We start from the raw sequence: 24,999 nt of genomic DNA on the forward strand, positions 1-24,999 counted from the left end.
GCGGAATGCGTGCCCCGGTCTGGGGCGTCGGCGCGGTCGTTCTCTCCCTCGGCCTTGCCGCCGCCCTGTCAGCTTTGGCCATTCCTCTCGGTCCGGACGGGGACTGGGGCGCGCGTTTGTTTCCCTTACTCGCTGCGGCGGCCTTGATACTTGCCGGACTCAGCGAGTTTCGCTCTGACCAACGCGGAATGCCATCAGAAGGCGGGGACAGCCGAAAGGTCATCACGCTCGCCGCGCTCGGTGTTCTGTATATCTGGCTCATCTTCCAGGTCGGCTATCTCTTGGCCAGCCCGCCAGTAATCGCCGCCACCCTCTATCTCTTTGGCGTCCGAAAGCGGACGACGCTAATCGTGGCCGCCATCATCGTCCCGCTGGCGCTCCATCTCTTCTTCTTCCGTCTGTTGGGTGCCTTCCCGCCACTCGGCGACCGGTTCGATATACTCGACCACCTGACGTTTCTCTGATGGATATCTTCGCCGGGCTTCTGACGGTCGTGACGACCCCATCGCTCCTCGGTTGGGTGCTGCTGGCAGCCGTAACCGGCATGGTCGCGGGCGCGATCCCGGGGCTCACGGCCTCGGCCGCGATCGCGATGCTGCTGCCACTGACCTATTACATGGACCCGCTCGCCGCCCTCGCCTTTCTCTACGTGATCGGCAAATCCGGCCGCTACGGCGGCTCCATCGCGGCGATCCTCTTCAACACGCCGGGCACCGCCGCCAGCGCCGCGACCCAGCTCGACGGCTACCCCCTCGCCCGCAAGGGGTTGGCCGGGAAGGCGATGAAGACCGCGACGATCTCTTCGGTTATCGGGGATTTCACCGGCGATATCATGCTGATCCTCGGCGTCGGCTGGATTGCGATGCTCGCCCTAAGGCTCGGCCCGCCAGAGCTGTTCGGGATCTACTTCGCCGCCTTTATCGTGATCGGATCGGTGATCGGCAAGTCGGTCTCGCGCGGCCTTGCCTCCGCCGCCCTCGGAATGTTGGTCAGCATGGTCGGCTTCGACCCGATCACGGGGCTCGAGCGGTTTACCTATGGATCGTTCGATCTGACCAATGGCCTGCACCTCGTCCCCCTGATGATCGGCATCTTCGTGATGGGAGAGGTCTTTGCCCAGCTTGACCAAGGCCTGCAAAGCGCCCGCCCCTCCGGACATCCGCCCGACGACAAGGCCAAGAACCGCCTGACCTGGCAGGACTACCGCCATTGCCTGCCCCATGTGGCCCGATCCTCCGTGATCGGTGCCTTCATCGGCATGCTGCCCGGCCTCGGATCGGCCATCGCGGCCTTTGTCGCCTATGGCGAAGGCAAACGCCGCGCCCGCAATCCCGAGGAATGGGGCAAAGGCGCCCTCGAAGGCATCGCCGCACCAGAAGCGGCAAACAACGCGGTCAGCGGGCCGTCCATGGCGCCGCTGCTGACCCTCGGCATCCCGGGCTCCACCATCGGTGCCATCCTTATGGGCGTCTTCCTGATCCATGGCATCCAGATCGGCCCGACGCTGTTTCTGACTTCGCGCGATCTCATCTATTCGCTCTTCGCCTGCGGCCTGATAGGCATCGCGCTCTACGGCCTGATCGGCTATTTCGGCGCAGCGACGATCGGGCGGTACATCATCCGCATCCCGGCGCAGGTCCTCTACCCGGTCATCTTCATGATCTCGTTTCTCGCCGCCTTCACTGCGCGCGGAAATCTCTTCGATGTCTATGTGATGCTCGCCGCCGGCGTCCTCGGCTGGGCTATGCGCAAGTACAACTTCAACCCGGCCGCCTTCGTGATCGCCTTCGTTCTCGCCGGCGGCGCCGAAGAGGCGTTCCGCCAATCGCTCCGCCTCTCCGATGGCGGCATTATGATCTACCTCGAACGGCCCGCAGCCCTTCTCTTCATCGGCCTGGGCCTCGCCGCCCTCGCCTTTCGGGTCCGCAGCCTCAACCGGGCAGCCCGCAACGCCGCATTGGAGGATGCATGACCCGACCCTTCCACGGATTACGCGTCATCGACTTCACCCATGTCCTCGCCGGTCCGGCCTGCGCCTTCTATCTAGGCCTCCTCGGGGCCGAGGTCATCAAGGTCGAATCCCCCGGACGGGGCGATGCGATGCGCCACAGGGGCGGCACCGATCCCGATCGCGCGGCGGCAGGTATGAGCACCGCCTATCTGACGCAAGCAGCTGGCAAACACTCGGTCGCGCTCGACCTCGACGACAAGGACGACCGGCAGGCTTTCGACGACCTGCTGGCAACAGCCGATATCCTCGTCGAAAACCACCGTCCCAGCACGCTCAAGCGCCTCGGCCTGACATGGGACTTTCTGCACGCTCAGAACCCGCGCCTGATCCACTGCGCCATGACGGGCTACGGCCGCGGCGGCCCGCGCGAGGATGCGCCCGCCTATGATGTGAATATCCAGGCCGCGAGCGGCCTCATGACGCTCACCGGTACAGCCGAGACCGGCCCGATGCGCACCGGCGCGCCGATCATCGACTATTCCGTGGCCCTCGCCGCCGCCTTCGCAATCTCCACTGCGCTCTACGAGCGCGAGAGGACCGGCAAAGGCCAATTCATCGACGTCTCGATGCTCGACACGGCCCTGCTCCTTATGAGCTCGAACATCACCGACTACCGTCTCACCGGCCACGAACCCCGACCCCGCGGCAACGCCGCCAACAGCCGCAGCCCGTCTGCGGGAACCTTTCCCTGCAAGGACGGTCAGATCGTCCTCGGTGTCAACGAAGACCACCAGTTCCGCGCCCTCGCCCATGTGCTCGACCGCGCGGGTTGGCTCACCGATCCGCGCTTCGCAGACCCACAAAGCCGCGTGTCTCACGGCCAAGACCTGTCGGAAGCGCTGACCGAAGCACTCAGCACGCGCAGCGCCGGAGACTGGGAGGAGCTGCTGCTGGCCAACGACGTCCCAGCTGCCCGGATCCGAACCTTGCCAGAGGCGCTGGCCGATCCCCACCTGAACGCCCGTGGCTTCCTCAGAAGCGTCGAGGATCTTGGCCCGGCCACCGTCCCCGGCCTGCCTTTCCGCTACGGAGTCCGCTCGGATCACCAAGCCCTGCCGGCGGCAGAACAGCTTGGCGCGTCCCAGAGCAGGGCCAAGACACCAACGATCCTTCGAAAACAGAAGGCCTGATGGCGCACCCGAGAGGATTCGAACCTCTGGCCTCTGCCTTCGGAGCTGGTTTAAGGACCCATCCGAATTGCACGATAGGGTACGCCAGAGCACGCTAACATCCTGGAATATATTGCTTTTCAGAAACGAAGCTCCGAAGTCTCTATCCGAGAATACGCCTTGATTTCCTTCCGCGTGCTTACGTGGTGCTTACTCGAAATCGGGGCTTCCGAAGGACGGGAGCATGACCAAACTGACCAAACGGTTTGTAGAGGCAGTCGAGCCGCAGAGCAAAGGCCACGTTGTCTGGGACGACGAGCTGCCGGGTTTCGGTCTTCGTGTCTATCCCTCAGGGAAGCGTAGCTACCTCATCCAGTATAGAGCGAAAGGTCGCTCGCGGCGCTACACGATCGGCATCCATGGCGTCTGGACACCGGACACTGCGCGTCGGGAAGCGAAGGCACTGCTTGGCCAGATCGCTCAGGGAGAAGACCCCGCTGCCGAGCGTGAGGAGGAGCGCCGCGCAGTGACCGTTCGGGAGCTCTGCGAGCAGTACATCGCCGATATGGAGGCAGGCTTGGTTCTCGGAAAAGGAGGCCGCCCAAAGAAGGCGACCACCGTCGCGACCGATGTCGGTCGCATCCGCCGTCACATCATCCCCTTGCTCGGCACGCGGAGGATCAAGGACATCACCAAACCGGACATGAACAATTTGATGAAGGACATCATCGCCGGAAAGACGCGCGTCGTGATGAAGACGGAGAAGCTTCGTGGCAAAGCGATCGTGCGCGGCGGACGTGGCACGGCCATCCGCACCATGGGCCTCCTCGGCGGTATCTTCACCTACGCAATCGAAGCCGGGATCATCGACCAGAACCCGACCCACGGCCTGAAGAAGCCGCGATACAAGGTGCGGGACCGACGACTGAGTGAAGCGGAGTACCGGTCGCTGGGTCGCATTCTTAAGGACGTGCGGCATGACAGCCACTTCGGCATCCACGCCGAGATCCTCCGCCTCATCGCCCTGACCGGCTGTAGGCGTGGCGAGATCATTAGTCTGCGGTGGAGCGAGGTCGACATCGAAGGCAGCTGCCTACGTCTGAAGGACAGCAAAGAAGGCGCATCTGTCCGGCCGGTCGGCTTGCCGGTCATCGACTATCTTGAGGCCGCGCGCTTGAAACGGGATGGGACGTTTGTCTTCCCCGGTCAGGGTGAGGACAACGCCGTCGGGAACTTTCCGCAAAGCTGGAAGAAGCTCTTCGCGGACACGCCGCTCTGGGACGTGACACCCCACGTCCTGCGGCACAGCTTCGCCAGCATCGCCAATGACCTCGGCTTTACCGAGATTACTATAGCTGCGTTAATCGGACACGCCAAAGGATCCGTTACAAGCAAATACGTCCACACGCTTGACTCAACGCTGATCATGGCTGCGGATACGGTATCGGGCTACGTCACGGCTCTGCTCGAAGGGATCGAGTTCAGACGGAACACTTATACGCTGGACCGGCAATCCCGTCAGAACGCAATCAACCAGCTACTCGTCGATGCCCTTAAGTAGCTCGAGCGGCCTCCTGTTGGAAATTGAGGCCGCTGGTTACCGCACGCTTTCGGTTGATTGGCCTTCGGCGCGTTTTGATGTTGGCAAAAAGAGCTATTTCAGGCTAAATGGCGCAAACGGGGCATAACGGATTCAGCTATGAAAACCATGTCTGCGCGGGAAGCGAAAAATGCTTTCGGCTTGATGATCGATACCGCTCGCGCGGAGCCAGTATGCATTGAGAAGCATGGACGCGGTGTTGTGGTCGTTGTCTCGGTGGAAGAGTATGAGCGGCTTTGCGCGCAGGAGAAGCGTACCAACCAAACGACAACTGAGCTTGGGGGTGGTGGGAATGCAGGGGCTTAGTGAACGCGACATCTGCAGCAAGTTCATCACGCCCGCTCTAACCGCCGCAGGATGGAATCTGCACACTCAAATTCGCGAGGAAGTGAGCCTTACGGCAGGCCGCATCATCGTCCGCGGAAAGCTCACCTCGCGCGGAAAACAGAAGCGAGCCGACTACATCCTCTACCACAAACCGAACATTCCGGTCGCCGTTGTCGAGGCAAAAGATGCGACGCATTCCGTAGGTTCGGGTATGCAGCAAGCGCTCGAATATGCCGAGATGATCGATGTTCCCTTTGCGTTTTCGACAAACGGAAAAGGCCTCCTGATGCACGACAGATCGGCTTCAGGGGACACTGTTGAGCGCGAGATTTCATTCGCGGAAATGCCGTCGCCGGATCAGCTTTGGCAACGCTATGCGGCCTGGAAGGGCATCGCGTCCGCAGAAAACCCGGTCGTCAATCAGGACTACTTCGACGACGGTTCCGGCAAGGCGCCGCGCTACTATCAGACGCTTGCAGTCAACCGAGTGATCGAGGAAACGACGAAAGGCCGCGACCGCCTGCTGCTCGTCATGGCGACAGGAACGGGGAAGACCTACACCGCTTTCCAGATCATCTGGCGGCTTTGGAAGGCAGGTGCAAAGAAGCGCATCCTCTTCCTCGCCGACCGCAACATCCTCGTCGACCAGACCAAGACGAACGACTTCAAACCGTTCGGCGGCGCGATGACGAAGATTACCAACCGTCAAGCCGACAAGTCCTACGAGATTTATCTTTCGCTCTACCAGGCTGTGACCGGAACCGACGAAGCTGCAAACATCTACAAGCAGTTTTCACGCGACTTCTTCGATCTGGTCATCATTGATGAATGCCATCGGGGGAGTGCCGCAGCGGACTCAGCCTGGCGCGAAATCCTCGAGTACTTCTCCAGCGCTACGCAGATCGGCATGACCGCCACGCCGAAGGAAACGACAGACGTTTCCAATATCGATTACTTCGGTGAGCCGGTTTACACCTATTCGCTGCGGCAAGGCATCGAAGACGGCTTCCTGGCTCCCTACAAGGTCATCCGCTACGACCTTGATAAGGACCTGACCGGCTACCGGCCGGAAGCAGGAACGCGCGACCGATATGGCCATGAAGTAGAGGACCGCATCTATAATCAGCGCGATTTTGACCGATCGCTGGTCCTGGATAAACGCACAAAGCTAGTCGCGGCTAAGATCACAGAATTCCTGAAGGTCACAAACCGTTTCGACAAGACAATCGTGTTCTGCGAGGACACAGAGCACGCCGAACGCATGCGCCAAGCGCTCGCCAATGCGAACGCCGATCTCGTTGCTGAAAATCACCGATATGTCATGCGGATTACGGGCGATGATGCCCAAGGCAAGGCGGAACTCGACAACTTCATAGACCCGAAGGCACGCTACCCGGTCATCGCGACGACATCCAAGCTATTGACGACTGGCGTCGACGCAAAGACCTGCAAACTGATCGTGCTGGATCAGCGCATCCTGTCCATGACCGAGTTCAAGCAGATCATCGGGCGCGGTACGCGCATCGATGAAGAACACGGCAAGCAATATTTTACGATCATGGACTTCAAGCGGGCGACAGAGCTCTTCGCCGATCCGGACTTCGATGGCGAACCGGTGCAGATTTATGAGCCAGGTACTGATGATCCCCCACTGCCACCAGACGATGACAAGGAAACAGACACTTCAAGCGGCTTCGACGATGACGAGCTGGAGACCACCGACGGCGTCCTGGGTGATCCGTTTGGTGATGATCCGCTGCCGCGAAAATTCTATGTCGATGGCGTCGAGGTGAATGTGCTGTCCAAGCGCGTCCAGTATCTTGGACCAGATGGCAAGCTGATCACGGAGTCGCTGCGCTCCTATGCCAAAAAGACGCTGCAGAAGGATTACAAAACGCTAGATGAATTTCTACGCCGATGGACCGACGCTGCAAAGAAACAGGCGATCATCGAGGAGCTGGAAGCTCTCGGTGTATCGCTGGATGGCCTGCGCGACGAAGTAAAGAACGGTGAGGATTTCAGCGCTTTCGACCTCCTCTGCCATGTGGCCTATGGCCAACCGCCGCTGACGCGCAAGGAGCGTGCCGAACAGGTCAAAAAGCGCAACTACTTTACCAAGTTCGAAGGTAAGGCGCGAATCGTGCTGGAAGCGCTCCTCGACAAATACGCCGACGAGGATTTTGGGCCGCTGGAGAACGCCAAGGTTTTGCAGCTCAAACCCTTCGACGAGATCGGCACACCCGTGGAGATCGTGAGAGGCGTCTTTGGCGGCAAGTCTGCCTATGAAGCTGCGGTGATGGAACTGCAGCAAGAGTTGTATCGGGAGGGTGTGTAAGGCGTGTCGAATGTATCGGGAGTGATCAAGTCCATTCAGGACATCATGCGCAAGGATGCGGGTGTTGACGGCGACGCTCAGCGCATCGGCCAATTGGTCTGGATGTTCTTCCTTAAAATTCTGGACGATCAGGAAGAGTCGCTCTCGCTGCTCAGCGACGATTACAAGTCCCCAATTCCCGCTCATTTACGGTGGTCTGCTTGGGCGGCGAACCCGGAAGGAATTACCGGCGAAGCGCTACTCGACTTCATCAACAATCAGTTGTTCCCAAAGTTAAAGAACCTGCCAATCGAAGGCGATGAGCGAAGCCGGGCCATTGTCATCCGTGCCGCCTTTGAAGACGCCTACAACTACATGAAGAATGGCACGCTAATCCGGCAAGTCATCAACAAAATCAATGAGATCGATTTCAATAGCACGGGTGACAAGCACGCTTTTGGCGATGTCTACGAACAAATTCTGAAGGACCTTCAAAGCGCGGGCAACTCTGGCGAGTTCTACACCCCTCGCTCCGTCACTCAGTTTATGGTCGAAATGCTCGATCCTAAGTTGGACGAAATGGTGCTTGATCCAGCCTGCGGAACGGGCGGATTTTTGGCCCATGTGATGGACCACAAGTCGGATCATTACGTTCAATCGACCGATGATGCCGAAACGGTTCAGAAGACTATTTTTGGCGTCGAGAAGAAGGCCCTGCCGCACCTGCTCTGCGTCACCAACATGATGCTGCATGGTATCGAAGCACCGACCAACATTGCCCATGACAACACGCTATCTTCGCCACTCAAGGATCACCGATGGCGCGGCAAGGTCGATGTGATCGTCACGAACCCGCCCTTCGGCGGGATGGAGGAGGACGGTATCGAAAAGAACGTGCCGCAAGCCTTCCAGACCCGCGAAACAGCTGATCTGTTCTTGGTGCTGATCATCGAACTCTTGAAGGACGGCGGGCGCGCTGCGGTGGTGCTGCCAGATGGCACGCTGTTCGGTGAAGGCATCAAGACGCGCATCAAGGAAAAGCTGATGACGGAGTGCAACCTGCATACCATCGTCCGCCTGCCGAACGGCGTCTTCAACCCCTATACGGGCATTAAGACGAACCTGCTGTTCTTCGAAAAGGGTAAGCCGACCGAGGAGGTCTGGTTCTACGAGCATCCTTATCCCGAGGGCTACAAGAGCTATTCCAAAACCAAGCCCATGCGCATCGCGGAGTTCGAAGGCGAGGGCAGCGAGAAGGCCTGGTGGGGTGACCTGAAAACGCGGGAAGGTCGGAAGGAGAATGACCGCGCCTGGAAGGTCAGCGCGGAAGAGATCAAGGCCAACGGCTACAATCTCGACATCACCAACCCGCACCGCGAGGACGAAGGCCATAAGGACCCGGCGGAACTGATCATTGCATGGCAAGAGAACCGCAAAGCGCTGGCCGAAACGCAGGAAGAGCTCAAAGCCGTGCTCGCCGAGGCACTGACCAAGACGACAGCCGCCTGATGCACGCAGAGACCTTTCTCAGAGAGTTTGCACCGCTCGCCAACGGTCCCGGCGGGGTTCAGAAGTTGCGGGAACTGGTGCTGCAATTGGCAGTGCGGGGGAAGTTGGTGCCGCAGATCGCCGGGGATGGCGACGCTGAAGATTTGTTATCGAAACTCAAAAAGCGCTTTTTGCAAGAGAACAAGAAATCCAAATACCCAGAGGCAGAACCACTCTTCAGCACCCCGAGAACTTGGCGATGGACAACCATGTCTGGGGTTGGGCGCATTGTTGGTGGTGGCACGCCAAAGAGTAACTTTTCAGCCTACTTTGCAGAATCTGGCATTCCATGGCTAACACCTGCAGATCTCTACGGATTCCGCGAAAAATTCATCACTCGCGGCAAGCGATCGATCTCCGAACTGGGCCTAGCCGAAAGCTCCGCACGGTTGTTACCTGAAGGCTCTGTCCTGTTTTCCAGCCGCGCGCCTATTGGCTACACTGCCATCGCTGCAAATCCGCTGGCAACCAATCAAGGTTTCAAGTCATGCGTACCTTATGTGGATGGAATGTCTGAGTACATTCTCATCTATCTGCGCGCTTCAATCGCAGAATTTGAAGCAAGGGCATCCGGCACCACATTTATGGAAGTTTCCGGGAAAGTTGTTTCGGCAGTTCCCATCCCCCTACCACCCCTTGTCGAGCAGAAGCGGATTGTCGCCAAGGTCGATGAGCTAATGGCGCTGTGCGACGCATTGGAGGCACGGCAGGTTGAGGAAACCGGACTGAAGCGCGCCGTAGCCGCCTCCGCCTTGCACAACCTGACGGAAGCTAAAGGCCCACAGGAAATTGCCAACGGTTGGCCAGCAGTCGCTGAAAACTTTAGTCGGTTATTTGACGACGTTGAGAATATCAAAGAGCTGCGAAGTGCTGTTCTTGAGCAAGCCTATTTAGGTGCTTTCAACGATGAGAAACCGGCATACACACCACTAGAAGAAATCCTTGCTTTTGGACCGAGAAATGGTTTCTCCCCCAAACCGGCGAGAAGCGCAACAGATATACGATCAATAACTCTATCTGCCGTTACACGAGGCAAATTTGATCAGTCCAAGTTCAAGTATATTGATGAAGTAATAGGCGAAGACAGTCATTTGTGGCTCGCCGAGAATGACCTGCTAATTCAAAGAGCGAACTCTCTTGAACATGTTGGCTCTTCAACAGTCGTGCAAGGACTGTCGGGACGTTATATTTATCCTGACCTAATTATGAAAATGCAGTTGCTTGAAGGATTTGATCCGCAGTACATCCTTTATAGTCTTCAATCACCCTCACTTAGAACTCACTTTCGGAGAAATGCTACTGGAACGTCGGGGAGCATGCCGAAGATCAACCAAAAGGTTGTGAAGTCAGCGCTCATACCGATCGTTAGCAGCCAGGCACAATGCACAACAGTCAATCGTATAAGCAATTTGATGGCTCTATGTGACCGGCTGGAGGAACAGGTGCGTGAGGGCGAGCAGTTAAACGCTGAGCTGATGGCGTCGCTGATCCACGCCCTGACCGAGACCGACCCGGATGGTGGCGGCGCTACGAAAGCCATGGGTTTATTCGAGGGCGTGCCCGAAACCGCCCCACCAGAGCAAGGCGACAAGGGTACGGCCAAAACACCAGTGACCAAAGGTGTCTTGGTCCACTCAAACCCGGAGCCGGAAGTCGAAGGCGCCCCGGTTCGGCCACCGAACGTCGATACCAAGTTCCAAGAAGCCGTGCTGGTCGCGGCCATCGTCAACACCTTCTTCGAGACTGGCGGTGAACCCATCGGCAATTTCCGCCTGCAGAAGGCCGTCTACTTCGCCCGCCGCAAAATGGGCGAGCATGTGGGCGAGATGGCGTACCTCAAGAAAGCGGCCGGACCCTATAACCCGTCCATGAAGTACTCCGGCGGCATCGCCATCGCTAAGCGGAAGAGCTGGCTGCGTGAAGCACGTGGCCGCTTCGGCTTTGGCCATGTACCAGGAGCAGAGGTCACCGACGCGGCCGAGTGGATCGAAACCTATGGCTATGGCGAGCCTGCCCGCTGGGTGGCCGACCACTTCCGCTACAAGAAGAACGACGAATGGGAAACGCTGGCAACGGTCGACTATGCCGTGGAGCACCTGCGGTCGCTGGACATCGACCCCGACGCCGAACAAATCCTGCAATACATCACCAGCGACCCGGAGTGGCATCCAAAGATCGAAAAACTCAGACTGACAGAGATGTCGATCGGGACGGCCGTGCTTGAGGTAACGGCGCTCTTCAACCCGGAAGGCGAGGATGAATCGGTTTGATCATATCGCCTCTGGAACACGCGCACGATTTTCAGAAAGTCTTGGAGCTAGCGAGGCTCGCGGCCACGATCGACAAGGCAGAGCGGGCGCTGGAAACCCTCGAACCCGAAGCAATCGACTACTGCAAATGCGTGATCGAGATCATTTGCAAACACATCCTCGCTGAGCGTGATATTCCTTATGAAGACCTGAAACTACCGAAGTTGGTCAAGCAGGCCTTATCGGCTTGTGGCTTCGACAATGACGGGATTGCTGGGAACCTATCCGGGATCGTCGGCGCGCTGGCAGAAATTCGCAACCGCACAGGCATTGCGGGACATGGCCAGCACGATAGCCAGGACATGCCGTCGCAAACGGACATCCGGATTTTTGTATCGATCTTCGAAAGCGTCATCAGCCTGCTCTGGCATGCTTTCAACCGGTTCAATATCGATCTGACTCTGACCAAGCTCCGTTTCGATCTGATCGAACAACGTCTGGAACTTGCGTCATTCAATGAAGTCTTGGATGCATCAACCTCGATCACCTACGATCAGGAAGAGGGCCGCATTTATATCAATGGCAAAGAGGTTCGCCCCTCGGAGCTGCTGTTCATTTTCGACCGGAACTCATACTCCGAAGAGCTCAAGAAGTTTCAGATTTCTGAGGTCGTTGCTGAACCAGATGAGGAGGCATCGGCCACATGACCACGCATCTCACCGCCCGCATCGCCTGGCATGACGACGGATGGAACGGGCGCATCTGCTCGAAGCCAGAACTCAACACCTACTGCGTTGGCCTGAAGTCCTATCCTGGAGACGTGATCCACCGGGAGCGGGATTTGGAGAGAGAAACGGCTTGCGCTGGCCAGGCGGTCTGCAAGCTCAAGGGTGACGATGTGCCGCCCTGCATATACAGCATCAATGCCTTTGGACCCGACGCTATCCGGGGTTACTCCAATCCACCAGACTTCTTCTACGATGGTGCTGATCGGGAAGAATGGGATATCCCGCCGTCGACCGTCTGCGTCTGGCCTTATGAAGCTATGTATGGCGATGAGGTTTATACTGACGGCCGGCTCGACAACGATAAGCGACGCAAAGGCGCGGACGAATTTTTCGCCGAACTGGATGATGGCGAAAGCCTGATCTTCTATTACGCCAACCACTCCAACCCGTTCACCGAAGAGAACGACCCAAAATATGTGATCGTCGGTGTCTCGCGAGTGAAACAGGTCGGCAAACCGCTTTTTTATCCGAACGCCACGGACGACATCAAAAAGCGCTTCGCTCAGGGCATGGTGTGGGCGCGCAATGTGACGTCCTACTACCCTGACGAAGGTTTCCGCATTCCCTATCACGCCTATCGCGACAAACCAGAAATTCTCGAGAAGATCTTTGTCACACCTGAGAATCCCGCCACGTGCAAATACGGTGCGCGTCACCTCACCGATGACACGGCCATCGGGATGCTGGAGCAACTGCTCGATGCCATCGGCCGACTGAAAGAGATCGGAGACGCCCAGGAAGATTGGGACCTTCGCGAGAAATGGGTACAGGCGCAAATCGGCAAGCTCTGGCAGCGGCGCGGCCTATACCCTGGGCTGCTTACCGTGATGGATCTACTCGACGTGGAAGCCAGCATCAACAATGCTAAATGGTATTGCGACAGGAGGGAGGAGAAAAAGGCCTACGAGCTTTTCTTCGACGCTCTCGAAAGCGGAAAGGATTGCCCCGAACTGAATCTGACGGGTCTCGTGGCGAAACGTGTCTCGCGTTCCTGGCAGTTGCTGGAAGACGATGTGCGTATGTTCCTCAAAACAGTGGCGGTGCGCGTCGACCTCTATCTCGATCAGCTTGAAAGCATTGTTGGCCAGAAGCGTACCGCGCATGGCCTGCCTGAAGACCTGAGGGAAATTGTCGAAGATCCCTATCTGCTAAGTGAGATCTTTGTCGGAGATGCGCCCGAAGACGTTATCCCGTGGAGTACGATTGATCGCGGGGTTTTTCCGTCACCGGAACTCGGCGGTGATGTGCTATGCGACATGCTCCTTGATGATCCTCGCCGGCTTCGTTCGCTGTGCGTGGAGCAATTGCATCGCGAGCCCAACCAGACCTTCCGTCCGGCGGATATCATTCTGAAGGAAATCAATGCCCGAATGGATAGGATGCCGGAATGGAAACGGCATAATTTCAGCCTGAGATATTTTGAGGTTGACCGAGATCCGCTCGAAAAAGCCTTGGTGCTAAAAAAAGAAGACGAGCGCCTCTACCTCTATCTGAAACAGGTATTTCAGGATGAGCGTAGGGTCGAAACGGCGCTAACAGAGCTTTTCGACCGGCCCGCCATCGCTCTGTCCCGCCCGCTCTCGGATGGATTTTGGATGCGAGCTGTTTCCGATGATGAATCGACCCTTTCAAAGAAAGGTGGCGAGGAATACCAGAACGCGGTGGCAGCCCAAGCAGAGCAATGCGCTCAGATATTTAGGCTGCCTCTTTCGGTTGTGTCCGGTCGTGCGGGCACCGGCAAGACAACCATCATCCGCGCCATAGTCAAAGGCATCCGGCAGGTCGAAGGAGTTGGCGCGCCGATCCATGTGATGACGCCGACCGGAAAGGCAACGGACCGTGTACGCGCCGTGTTCGAACGTCACAAGATAGCTGGTGTCGACGTGTCGACGATCCACTCCTTCTTGGCTTCAAACGGCTGGCTCAATGACAATCTGACTTTCAAGAGATGGGGTGGAAAACGGTCTGATCTCGAAGGCACGATCGTCATCGACGAAACATCCATGCTTGATCTTGCGCTCGCCGCCACATTCTTCCGGTCAATCGAATGGCAAAACGTGAAGCGTCTGATCCTCGTTGGCGATCACAATCAACTTCCTCCGATCGGCAGGGGACGCGTATTCTCGGATATCATCGAATGGCTGCGCGAAGCCGAAACGCATAATCTGGCGGTGCTTGAGACTAACATGCGTCAGATGGAAAATAGGCTCGACGGAAAAGGTCAAGGCATCCTCGATCTGGCGGAGCTATTTCTGGTCGATTCCTCCGTACAAAGCGAACAAACGACGCCCGAGGCAGAGCAATTCCTTCAGAAGGTGCACCAGGGCGGGAAGATCGACGAAGATTTGGATGTTGCCTATTGGAACTCAGCCGATGACCTCGTAGCTAGTTTGGTGTCAGACCTAGTCTCCGTCCTGCCTCGGGAAGAGGCGGACTCGCCAGTTTATAAATTGTGGCGCAATGAGATTATCCAGAACAGCCCGGAACGCTTACAGGTCTTAACTCCACACCGCGGGGAGCTTCATGGCGTCGAGGCGCTGAATATTGAGCTTCAGTCTGTTTTGACAAATGACCTGATCGATCGGGTGGGAGCAGTTGATGGCATCACGTTGAACGACAAGGTCATCCAGATCCAGAACAGAACATCTCGGCGGGGACTGTGGGCATTTGATTTCTCTGTCGGAAAAGCCCGCCAAGTTGAGCTATTTAATGGAGAAATAGGGTATGTCGAACCTCATAATTTCGACCGGGCGAACCTTAAAAAGGTCTTCGCGGGATACAGCAAAAAGCGCCTGAAACGATTTCAGGTCAAATTCGCACGAAAAGAGAAGATTTGCGTAAACTACGGTCGCGAAATCCCAACAGCGACAAAGGGTAGGTTTACGTCCGAGAGCGTCGAGAATAATCTCGAACTCGCTTACGCAATCTCGATTCACAAGTCTCAAGGAAGCGAGTTCGAGCAGACATTCGTTGTCCTCCCTGCGTCTCGACGACCGCTAAGTGCGGAACTTCTCTATACCGCATTAACACGCGCCCAAGGCCATTGCAGGTTGTACGTCCAGGGCAATCTCTCACCATTGTTGGATGCCAGGCGAAAAGAGAACGCACAGAGCGTGCTCGTTTCGTCATCGCTTTTCGGCCATTTCAGGACCGTTGATGATCGGCTGTTGGTTAGAAGCGACTGGTATGAAAGCGGCAAGATCCATGAAGCACTCAGCGGCGACATGGTGCGGTCGAAATCCGAGGTGATAATCGCAAACCTGCTCCATCAAGCAGGCATCCCGTTTACTTATGAAGAGCCACTCTACGCTGGAGACGGCAGTTTTTTTCTGCCGGATTTCACGCTTCGGGTGGGTGGGGAAAAATACTTTTGGGAGCACTGGGGAATGTTGTCAGACGAGGGATATTCGGTGCATCGCGATCAAAAGAAGAGTTGGTACGAGGCCAATTTTCCAAATCGTCTGATTGAAACATTGGAGAGCAGTCAACTCAGCTTCAAGGCAAATCAACTGATTGAGGGGATCAAACGCAGATAGCATGTTGGCGCATAGTCCTGCACCTTGCTTGCTGGTCATTAACTATGGCGTTGATTGAGAACTTTCAGCTCTCCTGCGCATGCTTGGTCTCGTCATGCTCGAAGGCATCGGCGTAGCTTTGCACCTCCGTTGTGGAACAGCCTTCATTCCGCAAAGCCTGTTTCCAGTTGTTCGCAATCGTTTCGGCCATCTGAAAAGCCTGCTGCCGCGCGTCATCGAGTGTAAGGTCGAAGAACTCACACGCCTCAAGCGCGATCTCCAGCGACGCCTCAAATGACCCACCCTGAATGATCCCCGTTTCCAGAACGCGATGCCGGGAGGGGGATGGATTAATGTCGAATGCCGGAGACAGCCGCCACCGGTCGCCCCCGACATAGATGAACCCGTGGTTTTTCAGGTGATCGTCCTTATTCGAAACAAGGATGGTGAACACGATCCGACGCCAGAGTTCGTGCAGGTCCTCCACCGGTTTGCTGGAAATCTGACGGATCACCTCGGCGATGTCCGTGTAGAACGCGCCTTCCTCGCTTTGCCAATCCAGTGCGGTGCGAGCCGAAATATAGGGGATGCGCGTGTCGCCGCGGCGGTCGAACCGGCGGATCAGGGCAATCGGGCTATCGCTGTCGCGCAGTTCGAGCCGCGCATCGGCCACGCGCAGACCGCACATGCGCGCCAGTTTCAGCGTCGCCACTTCGGCGCGCTCGACCGGCTTGGTGTCCTGAGCGGAAGTGAACTTGGCAATCCAGAGATGCCCATCGCCTTCGACATTGGCTTTGGGGCGCGCACCACCAAGAGAACCGGCGACACCAGCAAGATCGCGCGCCTCCTCTTCCGCGCCGCCCGGATCCCGTTCGAAGCGCTGCGCCAATGCGCGCAAGCGTTCCAACTCGACCAGCCGGGGAATGGGCGGCGTGAGGTCCGACAGTGGCTCCATATCCTCGCCGAGGAACCGCAAAGCGCCTTGCCGTGTTCGATCGTCTGACAGAACAAGATAGTCGAACTCGCTGAGGCCGCCGCCAAGCGCCCGGGTCATGAGCGCCCGACCCCATGAGTCCGGCGCAGCGTCCGCGAAACATCCTGGCAATGCCGAACGTTTGTCGTCCTTGCCGCTTGAAAAATGACTGCCTTCGCGCAGTGGCAATCCCGGCGACAGCGCGAAGCGATCGTCAGCGCCAAGCCATTCGTCGGCATATTCGAACTGCGAATGCTGGCGGCGCCCGTCGCTTTCAAAGCGCAGGCGTCCGACAATCCGTTTTCCTTCGCCAAGCGCGACGATGGCCTCGGGCATCAGAAACCGACCCCTTCCTCGTCATCCCCATCGGCAATCGGATCAGCCTTGTCCTGACCGCTGCTCGGCGACCTCGGCTTGCGCTTGCGATCGATCCGCTTGGGCAGGCTTTCCCGGTCGAGCAGCAATCCCGTGTCATCCGTGCCCGCGTCGAGGAACTCGGAGATGCGGTCGATTTCGCCAAGGACAAGGCATGCCATGGCGAGCGTGCCGATGCTCACGCCGTCATCGCCTTTCTCAAGGCGAGCCACGGTGCTTTCGGACACGCCGATCCGTTCCGCAAAGCCCTTCACGGAAATTCGCCGCTTCAGCCGCGCCGTCTTGATATTTGCGCCCAGCGCCTCCAGGGCTCGGCGCGCGCTCACAGAATTCACTTTAACCGCCATATCTGACGTCCAAACTAGATTTAACCGTCAAATATGACTGATAGAGCAAAATGAGGTGTAAAGCAACCTCATGCTATGGGGATGGCCGAAGGCCAGGCAATGTCCGAAATATGTAGCATGCTTCAGACAGGTCTTGCCGGGCATTGCGCAGGGGTGCGCAAAACCAGAGGTTCGATGCTGTCGACCATGGACCATGCCCCCGAATGAGGGGCAAGTGCCGAAGATCTGCAGCTGCAAATCATATTCCCAAGTCCGCGCCTAGCGCGGACATCGCAACATGATTCTGCAAGACCACGTGTGAGACCACGCATCCGCCTCCGACCGCCTGAAAGTCTACCTCCGACCGATTGAAAGCCTGAACCTCGCCGCTCAGGGAACCGCGAGATACCAATCCTCCCACTTCACGGCCTGAAGCTGGAGGTTTTGTATCGCCGAGAAGCGCAGGTGGGCGTCGCCCTGCGGGCCGGGCTGTCGGCAGAGCGGAAGCCCCGATGGGTCTTCCCCCTTTCGGGCGTCCATCCCTGACGCGGGCGGTATGGTCCTTCGTCGATCACGCCGTGATATTGAACGGCAAAGAAGAGTGAGAGGCCTGCGGCTGTCGTCGTGACGGGTTTGGAGGTCGAGAGAAAGGCTCTCGAACCGCCCGTCATGGAGAATAGCCATGACAGCAATCGAGATCATGAACGAGCGGCCCGAGAGCGGCGGCTACAAGGTGGATGTGTCCCGTGGTGGGCATAACGGGCGCGTGTCGTCTGAATGGTTTTCCCGGCCCGACGATGAGAAGTATCTCTCGCTCTCTGACCTCTACGCCTCGGTGAAGGGCCGCGCCGAGCGCAGCCGCACGCGGACGGTCGAGAGCGCGGCGATCCGCGTCGAGGCGCATCGCAACGATCCGGAAAACCTGGCGCTGATCCTGCCCGACGCCGCAGCGCCGGTCGCGCCGACCCATTGGAGCTTCGGCCAGCTCGCCAGCCTTGTCGGCGCACCCGCGGCCTATCTGCGCCAGCTTCCGGCGCCGCTCGCGGGCATCAACCTGCAATACGGCCTCACCAACCACCGCGCCGAGCAGGTGAAGACAATGGAAGTCGCCGATGGCCGAACGGAACTGCGCGCCGTCACCGGCCCGGACTATGGCCGGATCTACGATCACGAACTCGTTTCCGCCGTCCAGCGCATTGCAGGCGACGGTGTCGGCGACACGCGCTGGAAAGTGCCGGGCGTGCTCGACTGGTCGACGGGCATCTACAACCCGATGGTCGATGTCACCAAGGACACGACCACACTCTACGCCTCGGATCGCGATGTCTTCCTCTTCCTGGTCGACGATTTGAACCCGATCGAGGCGGGCACGCTACCTGACGGATCGCCCGACCTCTTCTTCCGGGGATTCTATTGCTGGAACTCGGAGGTTGGCGCGAAGACGCTGGGCATTGCCAGCTTCTATCTTCGCGCCGTGTGCCAGAACCGCAATCTCTGGGGCGTCGAAGACTTTCAGGAGATCACGATCCGGCATTCCAAATACGCCGCCAACCGCTTCGCGCATGAGGCAGCACCAGCGCTGGCGAATTTTGCCGACTCCTCGCCGCAGCCCTTCGTTCAGGGCATCCGATCCGCTCGCGAACGGATCGTCGCGCGCAGCGACAAGGACCGCATCGACTTTCTGCGCAAGCGCGGGTTCTCGAAGGCGGAGACCGGCAAGATCGTCGAGACCGTCCTCGCCGAAGAAGGTCGCCCGCCCGAAAGCGTCTTCGATTTCGTTCAGGGCATTACCGCCGTCGCGCGGGGCAAGCCACAGCAGGACGCGCGGCTCAGCATGGAAACCCGCGCCAAGAAGCTGCTCGAACAGGCGGCCTAGTCGTCTGATCTCCCGATCCCGCCTCCGACCGAGAGGCGGGATACAGGCTGAACCGCCATCGGGTGCCATGGTATGGGTGGATCATGGAGCACATGCCTGACATTCTGATCGTAGCACTTGCCTTGGCCGGACCGCCGCTCATCGCCGTCTACGGAACGCGGACGTCTGCACGACCGGCGGCCCTGTCGACCAACCTATTGTGCCAGGCAATGCTCCTCGGCCTCGTAGCGCTTGTCCTGGTATTTTTCAGCTTTGGTGGCAGGTACTCCCTGAGCTTGATCGGTTTTCAGACACCAGACCTGGGGACGCTTCTCTGGGCAGCTGGCATGGCCGCCTTCTTCATCCTCGCGCTCGGTCCGTTTCTCATGCGGCTCCCGCATTGGCTTGGCCTCTCGGGCTTCGAAGCGACACTCTCCGATCTTTCGCGCCTTCCAGTCTGGTATCTGTTCATTGCAGTTCTGATCGGCGGCGCTGCCGAAGAAATCCTCTATCGAGGAGTGGCACTCGCCATCCTCACATCTTTGCTTGGCGATGCTTATGTGGCGGCTGCCGTCATCGTTCTCGCTTTCGGGCTGGCGCATCTTCCGTTGTGGGGGCCTGGCCCTGCGCTGACGACGGTGATCTCCGGCGCTGCCCTGACCGTCTTCTTCCTCTGGCATGGCGATCTCTTCGCCAACATCATTGCCCATGTTGCAACCGACTTCGTGGGGATCGTCCTCGGGCCGCTCCGGGAGGCGTTGCGAAGACGAGAGTGAGAGGGAGGCGGAATTTTTCGTGACGGGTTTGGAGGTCAGAGAGAGTCTCTTGACCGCCCGTCGCGGAGAAATCCCATGACTAGTCCCAAGAAAATCACCCTCAGCGCCTCGCGCGACATCCCCTTCAACAAGCTGGTGCTCAGCCAGTCCAACGTTCGCAAGGTCAAGGCCGGCGTCTCGATCGAAGAGCTCGCCGAGGACATCGCCCGGCGTACGCTCCTGTCGTCGATTACGGTGCGCCCGGTCCTCGACGACGAAGGCGCGGAAACCGGCATATTCGAGATCCCGGCCGGCGGTCGTCGCTACCGCGCGCTCGAACTGCTCGTGAAGCAGCGTCGGCTCAACAAGACCGCGCCGGTGCCCTGTATCGTGCGCACTGACGGGCTCGCCGAAGAGGACAGCCTCGCGGAGAACATCCAGCGCGCACCACTCCATCCGCTCGACCAGTTTCGCGCCTTCCAGGCGATGTGCGAGAAAGGCAAATCCGAGGAAGAGATCGCCGCAGCCTTCTTCGTCTCAGCCAGCGTCGTCAAGCAGCGCCTCAAGCTGGCCGCCGTCTCGGCGACACTGCTGGACGCCTATGCCGAGGAGGAGATGACGCTCGACCAGCTCATGGCCTTCACGGTCAATCCCGATCACGAACGCCAGGAACAGGTCTGGGAGGCGCTGAAGCAGCACTACTCGAAACAGCCTTACGAAATCCGCCGCATGCTGACCGAAGGCGCCGTGCGCGCTTCCGACCGGCGGGCGCAATTCGTGGGTCTCGACAACTACGTCGAGGCGGACGGCGAAGTGCTGCGCGACTTGTTCCAGACCGACGACGGCGGCTGGCTGCAGGACGCAGCGCTCTTGGAGACCATGGTCACCGAGAAGCTGAACGAGGAGGCCGAAGCGATCCGCGCCGAAGGCTGGAAGTGGATCGAGCTGTGCACCGACTTCCCTTATGGCCACACCTACGACCTGCGGCACATTCGCGGCGAGGCCGAGCCGATGAGCGAGGAGGAAGAGCAAACCTACACCGCGCTCAAGGCCGAGTATGAGAAGCTCGAAGACGACTATGCCAAGGTGGACGAACTCCCCGAGGAGATCGACGAACGGCTCGGCAAGATCGAAACGGCGATGGAAGCGCTGCAGGATCGGCCCATCCGGTTCGAAGCTGGGGACTATGCGATCGCGGGCGCGTTCGTCAGCATCGACAGTTCCGGCGGTCTGCGCGTCGAACGCGGCTATGTTCGGCCCGAGGATGAGCCGGTGGTGGAGACCGACGTCGACCCCGAGAACGACGGCGCTGATCCGATGAGTCATGACGAGGCCGTCGACGGCACTGGCCAGGCCACCGATCTGGAAAAAGATGAGGATGATGACGGCACCAAGCCGCTGTCGGACCGCCTCGTCTGCGACTTGACCGTCCATCGCACAATGGCATTGCGCAATGCGCTGGCGAGTGATCCCGAACTCGCCCGGCTCGCCTGTCTCCACGCGATGGTCCTGTCGCTCTTCTATCATTACGGCCAGGACAGCTGCGTCGAGATCACGCCCAAGAGCACACAGTTTGGCGCGCAGGCGGAAGGTCTCGCGGACATGCCCTATGTGCAGTCGATCGATCTGGGCATCGAGACCTGGGCGGGCAATCTGCCGAAGGAGCCGGAAGACCTCTGGGAGGTGTTGGCTGAATGGGACAGCGACAGCCGCGACGCGCTCTTCGCCCATTGCGTGGCAATGACGGTCAACGCGGTGCAGGAGCCGCATTACCGGAAACCGCGCCAGATCGCCCATGCGGACGTGCTGGCGGGCACGCTCGGTCTCGACATGGCCAAAGCGGGCTGGACGCCGACGGCGGACAGCTATCTTGGCCGCGTGACCAAGGCGCAGATCCTCGCCGCCGTGCGTGAGGCAAAGGGCGACAAGGACGCCGACCGGATCGCCGGGTTCAAGAAGCCCGACATGGTCGAGGCTGCCGAAGAACTGCTGGCCGGGAGCGACTGGCTGCCCGAGCCGCTGCGCACACCGCCGCTGGTCGAACAGCCCGATGAGCCGGAGTTCGAGATCGTCGATGATGGCGACATTGCGCCGGATGCAGAACCGGCGGACGACAAGGCAGTCGCCCTCGAAGCTGCAGAGTAGTCGCATAGCGACAGGTGTCCGGCGGCCCTCGGTCGATGGTGGATTTCAGCCGATTGGGCGATGATCTGACTGTCGCCGGGGCCGCCTTCGCCCGACCTTCTCGGAAACCAGCGATCACAAACCGAGGGATGTCTTCCCCCCAAACTCCCTCGACCTGGGGCCTGTCGGACGCGGCAGGCCCTTTTTTGTCGCAAGCACTGGAGGCGTCCATGGACAGTCCGGCATCATCCCTGGCGCAGAAGCTCAGCCGCGAGGCGGAAAGTGTCTGCCGTCACTATCTCCCGAACGGCAGGAAGAATGGTCGCTATTGGCTGGTCGGTGACGTCCAGAACACGCCGGGGCGCAGTCTCTATGTCCGGCTCACCGGACCTTCATCCGGCCCCGGCGCCGCAGGAAAATGGACCGATGCCGCCACAGGCGAGCACGGCGATCTGCTGGACCTCATTGCCGCCAACCTCAATCTCTCGACCCTTCGAGATACGCTCGACGAAGCGCGACGGTTTCTCAGCCTGCCGAGACCTGATCCTCCTCGGCACGAGACACTGCCGCCCGTACCGACGGGCTCACCAGAGGCGGCACGACGGCTCTGGGCTATCTCTTCACCGATCACAAACACATTGGCCGAGCGATATCTTAATCAACGCGGCATCGCAGACTTGCAGGGACTACCAATGCTCCGGTTCCATCCCCGGTGCTACTATCAATTGCCTGCCACTGCAGAACAGCTTGGGCGTCAGATGTGGCCAGCGCTCATTGCCAAGATCACCGACACGGACGGAACGCTTACCGGGTTGCACCGGACCTGGCTCGATCCTGACACGGCCACGAAAGCTCCGCTCGATCCGAACCGCAAGGCGATGGGCAATCTACTCGGAAACGCCGTGCATATGGGTCCACCCTGCGGCGTGATCGCCGCTGGAGAAGGTCTCGAGACCATGCTGTCGCTGCGGCAGGTTTTGCCGAGAATGTCAGTCGCAGCGGCGCTCTCCGGCAATCATCTTGCGGCCTACCAGCCCGCAGCTTGGGTGCAGCGCCTGTACATCGCCGTCGACGCCGACAAGGCAGGTCGCATTGCCGCGAACAGGCTGCGCGACAGGGCGTCCGAAGCGGGTATCGAGACGATCATGCTGCGGCCCGCACTGGGCGATTTCAACGACGATCTCCGCGCACTCGGCATCGACCGGCTGCGCAATAATCTCAGCGCGCAACTGGAGAGCAGCGACACTCCAGAGCGAGTGCCTGAGCGCACCGGCTGATCTCAACGGGAACAAGCCGTTCGAGCCAAAGGAGCATCGCTCGCCTTGCAGCAAGAGCCGCGCCCACGGCCTTCCGAGAGGGACGAGACGGAGCGCAGACCGCCCGGTCCGGCAATGGCTGCGGCGCCCCCGTTTTCCGCCGCCGGACAAGCCCGGCTTTGCATCGCGAGTCAAAACGGCGCCGCCTTCGCCATCCTCCGCTGACGCTCCGGTCCCGCGAACGCGGGATGCAGGCCCGATCGGCCTCCGCTTGCCCGTCGCCCATGAAGGCCGCGCGAGGCGCGATCAGACAGCGAAGGAGACCAACCCCATGACCTTGCACGAACCGCAAGCCCGCTCGACAACCGCCCTGGTGCTCGACGAACTTCAGCTCTTCGGACATCGGCCCTTCTCGGACGAACCCGATCCCAGACCATTGCCTGAACCGGACACCGTCCAAGCCGCCATGACGGACATCTTCGACGCCTTCGTGGTCGCCCTCGGAGACACTCGGCTGGAACCCGATCTTGAAGACCTGCTCTGGTCTACGACCAACGTCTTCCACCGCATGGCCACTCGGATCGACCGGAAGCTTGACGACAATGAGCAAGCCCAGAAGCGCGGCCAAAGCAGCCAGGATGGGTCCGAAGTTCGGTCGGTTGAGCTGGAGCAATTGGTCGCCGAAGGGCTCACACTCACCGAACAACGCAACGCCTACGAGAGCATGCGCGATCTCGCTGCCGAGCACTTCGAGGCCCATCTCGGGCAGACCTGGCACCCACACTCGGGCTCGCAGGTCAACCGCAAGCATATGACTGCCGCTCTGATCGACAGCCGCGACTACCTGGATGCCAAGCGGAAGGCAGATCTTGAACCGCTGATGCCAACCGGCACCAAGATCGCCTTCACCGGCGGGCAGGACGTCACCGACACAACGGCTATCTGGGCTGCGCTCGACCGGGTCCGTGCCAAGCACGAGGACATGGTGCTCCTCCACGGCGGTTCGCCCAAGGGCGCGGAACGCATTGCCGCTTGCTGGGCCGACAATCGCAAGTGTCAGCAGATCGTCTTCAAGCCGAATTGGACCCGCCACGGCAAGGCCGCGCCGTTCAAACGAAATGACCAGCTCCTTGAGACCTTGCCCATCGGGCTTATCGTCTTCCCGGGCTCAGGCATCTCCGACAATCTCGCTGACAAGGCCAAGGCGCTCGGCATTCCGCTCTACGATTTCCGGCACAAGAAAGGCGGGTCGTCATGACCCGTGATGCGCATGTCGCATCGCGTTGTGCGGACCAGGAATATTCCGAGAACAGCGCAATTGTGCTAAGCTCTGCCAGCGCCATGGCGGTGGTGGCGGCGCAATCCATGAGAGGAGACCGCCCATGATTCTGTCCGCACTTCTGAGCATCATTGGACTGGGCGTCCTCGTCTACGTCCTGTTCAGTCTTGCCGTTTACGCGCTGCCTTTCTTCGTCGCCATGACCGTCGGCCTGTATTTCTATGGCACCGAAACCGGTCTCATCGTGGCGATCCTTGTGGGCTTGTTCGCGGGCGTCTTCACGCTCCTGATCGGACAAGTCGTTTTCGCCAAAGTGCAGTCCGTTCCGATCCGTCTCGCCATTGGCGCGCTTTATGCCGCGCCGGCCAGCGTTGCAGGATTCTCCGCGATCAGAGGTCTCTCCGAGATCGGCGGGGCGAGCGAAAGCTGGACGCTCGTCTTTGCAATCATCGGCGGTGTCATCGTCGCTGGTACCGCCTGGGTGCGGATCGCAAGCCTCGCCGGTCCCCCGGGAGCGGATGATGTATTGCACCCAAAAGCACATCAGTCCGCACCATTCGCGAATGACCGGTGAGCGGGACGATACGGACATTGG

18 protein-coding genes are annotated in these 24,999 nt (G+C 59.2%); 16 read left to right on the top strand and 2 right to left on the bottom strand.

The window, feature by feature from the left end:
* The first annotated feature begins 5 nt into the window (after positions 1-5).
* From AADZ90_RS11300 to AADZ90_RS11345, 10 genes are all read left to right on the top strand, one after another.
* The gene (locus AADZ90_RS11300) at positions 6-464 is read left to right on the top strand and encodes a tripartite tricarboxylate transporter TctB family protein (RefSeq protein WP_367310096.1); all 459 of its coding nucleotides are present in this window, start codon (positions 6-8) and stop codon (positions 462-464) included.
* Positions 464-1,972, top strand: a complete 1,509-nt coding sequence (locus tag AADZ90_RS11305; protein WP_367310097.1) for a tripartite tricarboxylate transporter permease — start codon at positions 464-466, stop codon at positions 1,970-1,972. Before AADZ90_RS11300 ends, AADZ90_RS11305 begins: the two co-directional genes overlap by 1 nt.
* Entirely contained in the window at positions 1,969-3,141 is a 1,173-nt protein-coding gene (locus tag AADZ90_RS11310) for a CaiB/BaiF CoA transferase family protein (RefSeq protein WP_367310098.1), read from the top strand. Before AADZ90_RS11305 ends, AADZ90_RS11310 begins: the two co-directional genes overlap by 4 nt.
* A gap of 223 nt (positions 3,142-3,364) precedes the next feature.
* Positions 3,365-4,681, top strand: a complete 1,317-nt coding sequence (locus AADZ90_RS11315) for a tyrosine-type recombinase/integrase (RefSeq protein ID WP_367310099.1) — start codon at positions 3,365-3,367, stop codon at positions 4,679-4,681.
* Between the two features lie 183 nt (positions 4,682-4,864).
* Positions 4,865-5,026 (top strand): type II toxin-antitoxin system prevent-host-death family antitoxin, encoded by a 162-nt coding sequence (locus tag AADZ90_RS11320; protein ID WP_367310228.1) that lies wholly within the window; start codon positions 4,865-4,867, stop codon positions 5,024-5,026.
* A complete protein-coding gene (gene hsdR, locus AADZ90_RS11325) occupies positions 5,013-7,382 on the top strand; it encodes an EcoAI/FtnUII family type I restriction enzme subunit R (RefSeq protein WP_367310100.1) in 2,370 nt (789 codons plus the stop codon). Before AADZ90_RS11320 ends, hsdR begins: the two co-directional genes overlap by 14 nt.
* A 21-nt stretch (positions 7,383-7,403) precedes the next feature.
* Positions 7,404-8,870 carry an N-6 DNA methylase gene (locus tag AADZ90_RS11330; protein WP_411997007.1) on the top strand — a complete coding sequence of 489 codons (1,467 nt, stop codon included), beginning with the start codon at positions 7,404-7,406 and terminating at the stop codon, positions 8,868-8,870.
* Entirely contained in the window at positions 8,870-11,179 is a 2,310-nt protein-coding gene (locus AADZ90_RS11335; protein WP_367310102.1) for a restriction endonuclease subunit S, read from the top strand. Before AADZ90_RS11330 ends, AADZ90_RS11335 begins: the two co-directional genes overlap by 1 nt.
* On the top strand, positions 11,176-11,865 hold the full coding sequence (locus tag AADZ90_RS11340) for an abortive infection family protein (RefSeq protein WP_367310103.1): 690 nt from the start codon (positions 11,176-11,178) through the stop codon (positions 11,863-11,865). The genes AADZ90_RS11335 and AADZ90_RS11340 overlap by 4 nt, the downstream gene beginning before the upstream one ends.
* Positions 11,862-15,482 carry an ATP-dependent DNA helicase gene (locus AADZ90_RS11345; protein ID WP_367310104.1) on the top strand — a complete coding sequence of 1,207 codons (3,621 nt, stop codon included), beginning with the start codon at positions 11,862-11,864 and terminating at the stop codon, positions 15,480-15,482. Before AADZ90_RS11340 ends, AADZ90_RS11345 begins: the two co-directional genes overlap by 4 nt.
* Before the next feature lie 64 nt (positions 15,483-15,546).
* Here AADZ90_RS11345 and AADZ90_RS11350 read toward each other — a convergent pair whose 3' ends face one another.
* Positions 15,547-16,770, bottom strand: coding sequence for a type II toxin-antitoxin system HipA family toxin (locus AADZ90_RS11350; RefSeq protein ID WP_367310105.1), 1,224 nt, complete (start codon positions 16,768-16,770; stop codon positions 15,547-15,549).
* Positions 16,770-17,135 carry a helix-turn-helix domain-containing protein gene (locus AADZ90_RS11355; RefSeq protein ID WP_217358768.1) on the bottom strand — a complete coding sequence of 122 codons (366 nt, stop codon included), beginning with the start codon at positions 17,133-17,135 and terminating at the stop codon, positions 16,770-16,772. Before AADZ90_RS11355 ends, AADZ90_RS11350 begins: the two co-directional genes overlap by 1 nt.
* 682 nt (positions 17,136-17,817) lie before the next feature.
* Here AADZ90_RS11355 and AADZ90_RS11360 point away from each other — a divergent pair.
* From AADZ90_RS11360 to AADZ90_RS11385, 6 genes are all read left to right on the top strand, one after another.
* Complete coding sequence (locus AADZ90_RS11360) at positions 17,818-19,011, top strand: DUF932 domain-containing protein (protein WP_367310106.1); 1,194 nt, start codon at positions 17,818-17,820, stop codon at positions 19,009-19,011.
* Between the two features lie 92 nt (positions 19,012-19,103).
* Positions 19,104-19,766, top strand: a complete 663-nt coding sequence (locus tag AADZ90_RS11365) for a CPBP family intramembrane glutamic endopeptidase (RefSeq protein WP_367310107.1) — start codon at positions 19,104-19,106, stop codon at positions 19,764-19,766.
* A gap of 75 nt (positions 19,767-19,841) precedes the next feature.
* A complete protein-coding gene (locus AADZ90_RS11370; RefSeq protein WP_367310108.1) occupies positions 19,842-21,890 on the top strand; it encodes a ParB/RepB/Spo0J family partition protein in 2,049 nt (682 codons plus the stop codon).
* A 209-nt stretch (positions 21,891-22,099) separates the two neighbouring features.
* Positions 22,100-23,146, top strand: a complete 1,047-nt coding sequence (locus tag AADZ90_RS11375) for a DUF7146 domain-containing protein (protein WP_367310109.1) — start codon at positions 22,100-22,102, stop codon at positions 23,144-23,146.
* A gap of 310 nt (positions 23,147-23,456) precedes the next feature.
* Positions 23,457-24,383: a DUF2493 domain-containing protein gene (locus AADZ90_RS11380; RefSeq protein WP_367310110.1), complete on the top strand. Its 927-nt coding sequence runs from the start codon at positions 23,457-23,459 to the stop codon at positions 24,381-24,383.
* A gap of 124 nt (positions 24,384-24,507) precedes the next feature.
* The gene (locus tag AADZ90_RS11385) at positions 24,508-24,978 is read left to right on the top strand and encodes a hypothetical protein (RefSeq protein ID WP_367310111.1); all 471 of its coding nucleotides are present in this window, start codon (positions 24,508-24,510) and stop codon (positions 24,976-24,978) included.
* Positions 24,979-24,999 lie beyond the last annotated feature (21 nt).

It is taken from the genome of Aestuariibius violaceus, from assembly GCF_040779325.2.
GTDB lineage: Bacteria > Pseudomonadota > Alphaproteobacteria > Rhodobacterales > Rhodobacteraceae > Aestuariibius > Aestuariibius violaceus.

What these genes read in the sequence shown, in the direction of transcription:
- AADZ90_RS11350 (WP_367310105.1), bottom strand. Translation starts at nt 16,770, where the DNA reads ATGCCCGAGGCCATCGTCGCGCTTGGCGAAGGAAAACGGATTGTCGGA.
- AADZ90_RS11365 (WP_367310107.1), top strand. Translation starts at nt 19,104, where the DNA reads ATGCCTGACATTCTGATCGTAGCACTTGCCTTGGCCGGACCGCCGCTC.
- AADZ90_RS11385 (WP_367310111.1), top strand. Translation starts at nt 24,508, where the DNA reads ATGATTCTGTCCGCACTTCTGAGCATCATTGGACTGGGCGTCCTCGTC.
- AADZ90_RS11300 (WP_367310096.1), top strand. Translation starts at nt 6, where the DNA reads ATGCGTGCCCCGGTCTGGGGCGTCGGCGCGGTCGTTCTCTCCCTCGGC.
- AADZ90_RS11310 (WP_367310098.1), top strand. Translation starts at nt 1,969, where the DNA reads ATGACCCGACCCTTCCACGGATTACGCGTCATCGACTTCACCCATGTC.
- AADZ90_RS11335 (WP_367310102.1), top strand. Translation starts at nt 8,870, where the DNA reads ATGCACGCAGAGACCTTTCTCAGAGAGTTTGCACCGCTCGCCAACGGT.
- AADZ90_RS11370 (WP_367310108.1), top strand. Translation starts at nt 19,842, where the DNA reads ATGACTAGTCCCAAGAAAATCACCCTCAGCGCCTCGCGCGACATCCCC.
- AADZ90_RS11305 (WP_367310097.1), top strand. Translation starts at nt 464, where the DNA reads ATGGATATCTTCGCCGGGCTTCTGACGGTCGTGACGACCCCATCGCTC.
- AADZ90_RS11315 (WP_367310099.1), top strand. Translation starts at nt 3,365, where the DNA reads ATGACCAAACTGACCAAACGGTTTGTAGAGGCAGTCGAGCCGCAGAGC.
- AADZ90_RS11375 (WP_367310109.1), top strand. Translation starts at nt 22,100, where the DNA reads ATGGACAGTCCGGCATCATCCCTGGCGCAGAAGCTCAGCCGCGAGGCG.
- AADZ90_RS11345 (WP_367310104.1), top strand. Translation starts at nt 11,862, where the DNA reads ATGACCACGCATCTCACCGCCCGCATCGCCTGGCATGACGACGGATGG.
- AADZ90_RS11360 (WP_367310106.1), top strand. Translation starts at nt 17,818, where the DNA reads ATGACAGCAATCGAGATCATGAACGAGCGGCCCGAGAGCGGCGGCTAC.
- hsdR (WP_367310100.1), top strand. Translation starts at nt 5,013, where the DNA reads ATGCAGGGGCTTAGTGAACGCGACATCTGCAGCAAGTTCATCACGCCC.
- AADZ90_RS11320 (WP_367310228.1), top strand. Translation starts at nt 4,865, where the DNA reads ATGATCGATACCGCTCGCGCGGAGCCAGTATGCATTGAGAAGCATGGA.
- AADZ90_RS11380 (WP_367310110.1), top strand. Translation starts at nt 23,457, where the DNA reads ATGACCTTGCACGAACCGCAAGCCCGCTCGACAACCGCCCTGGTGCTC.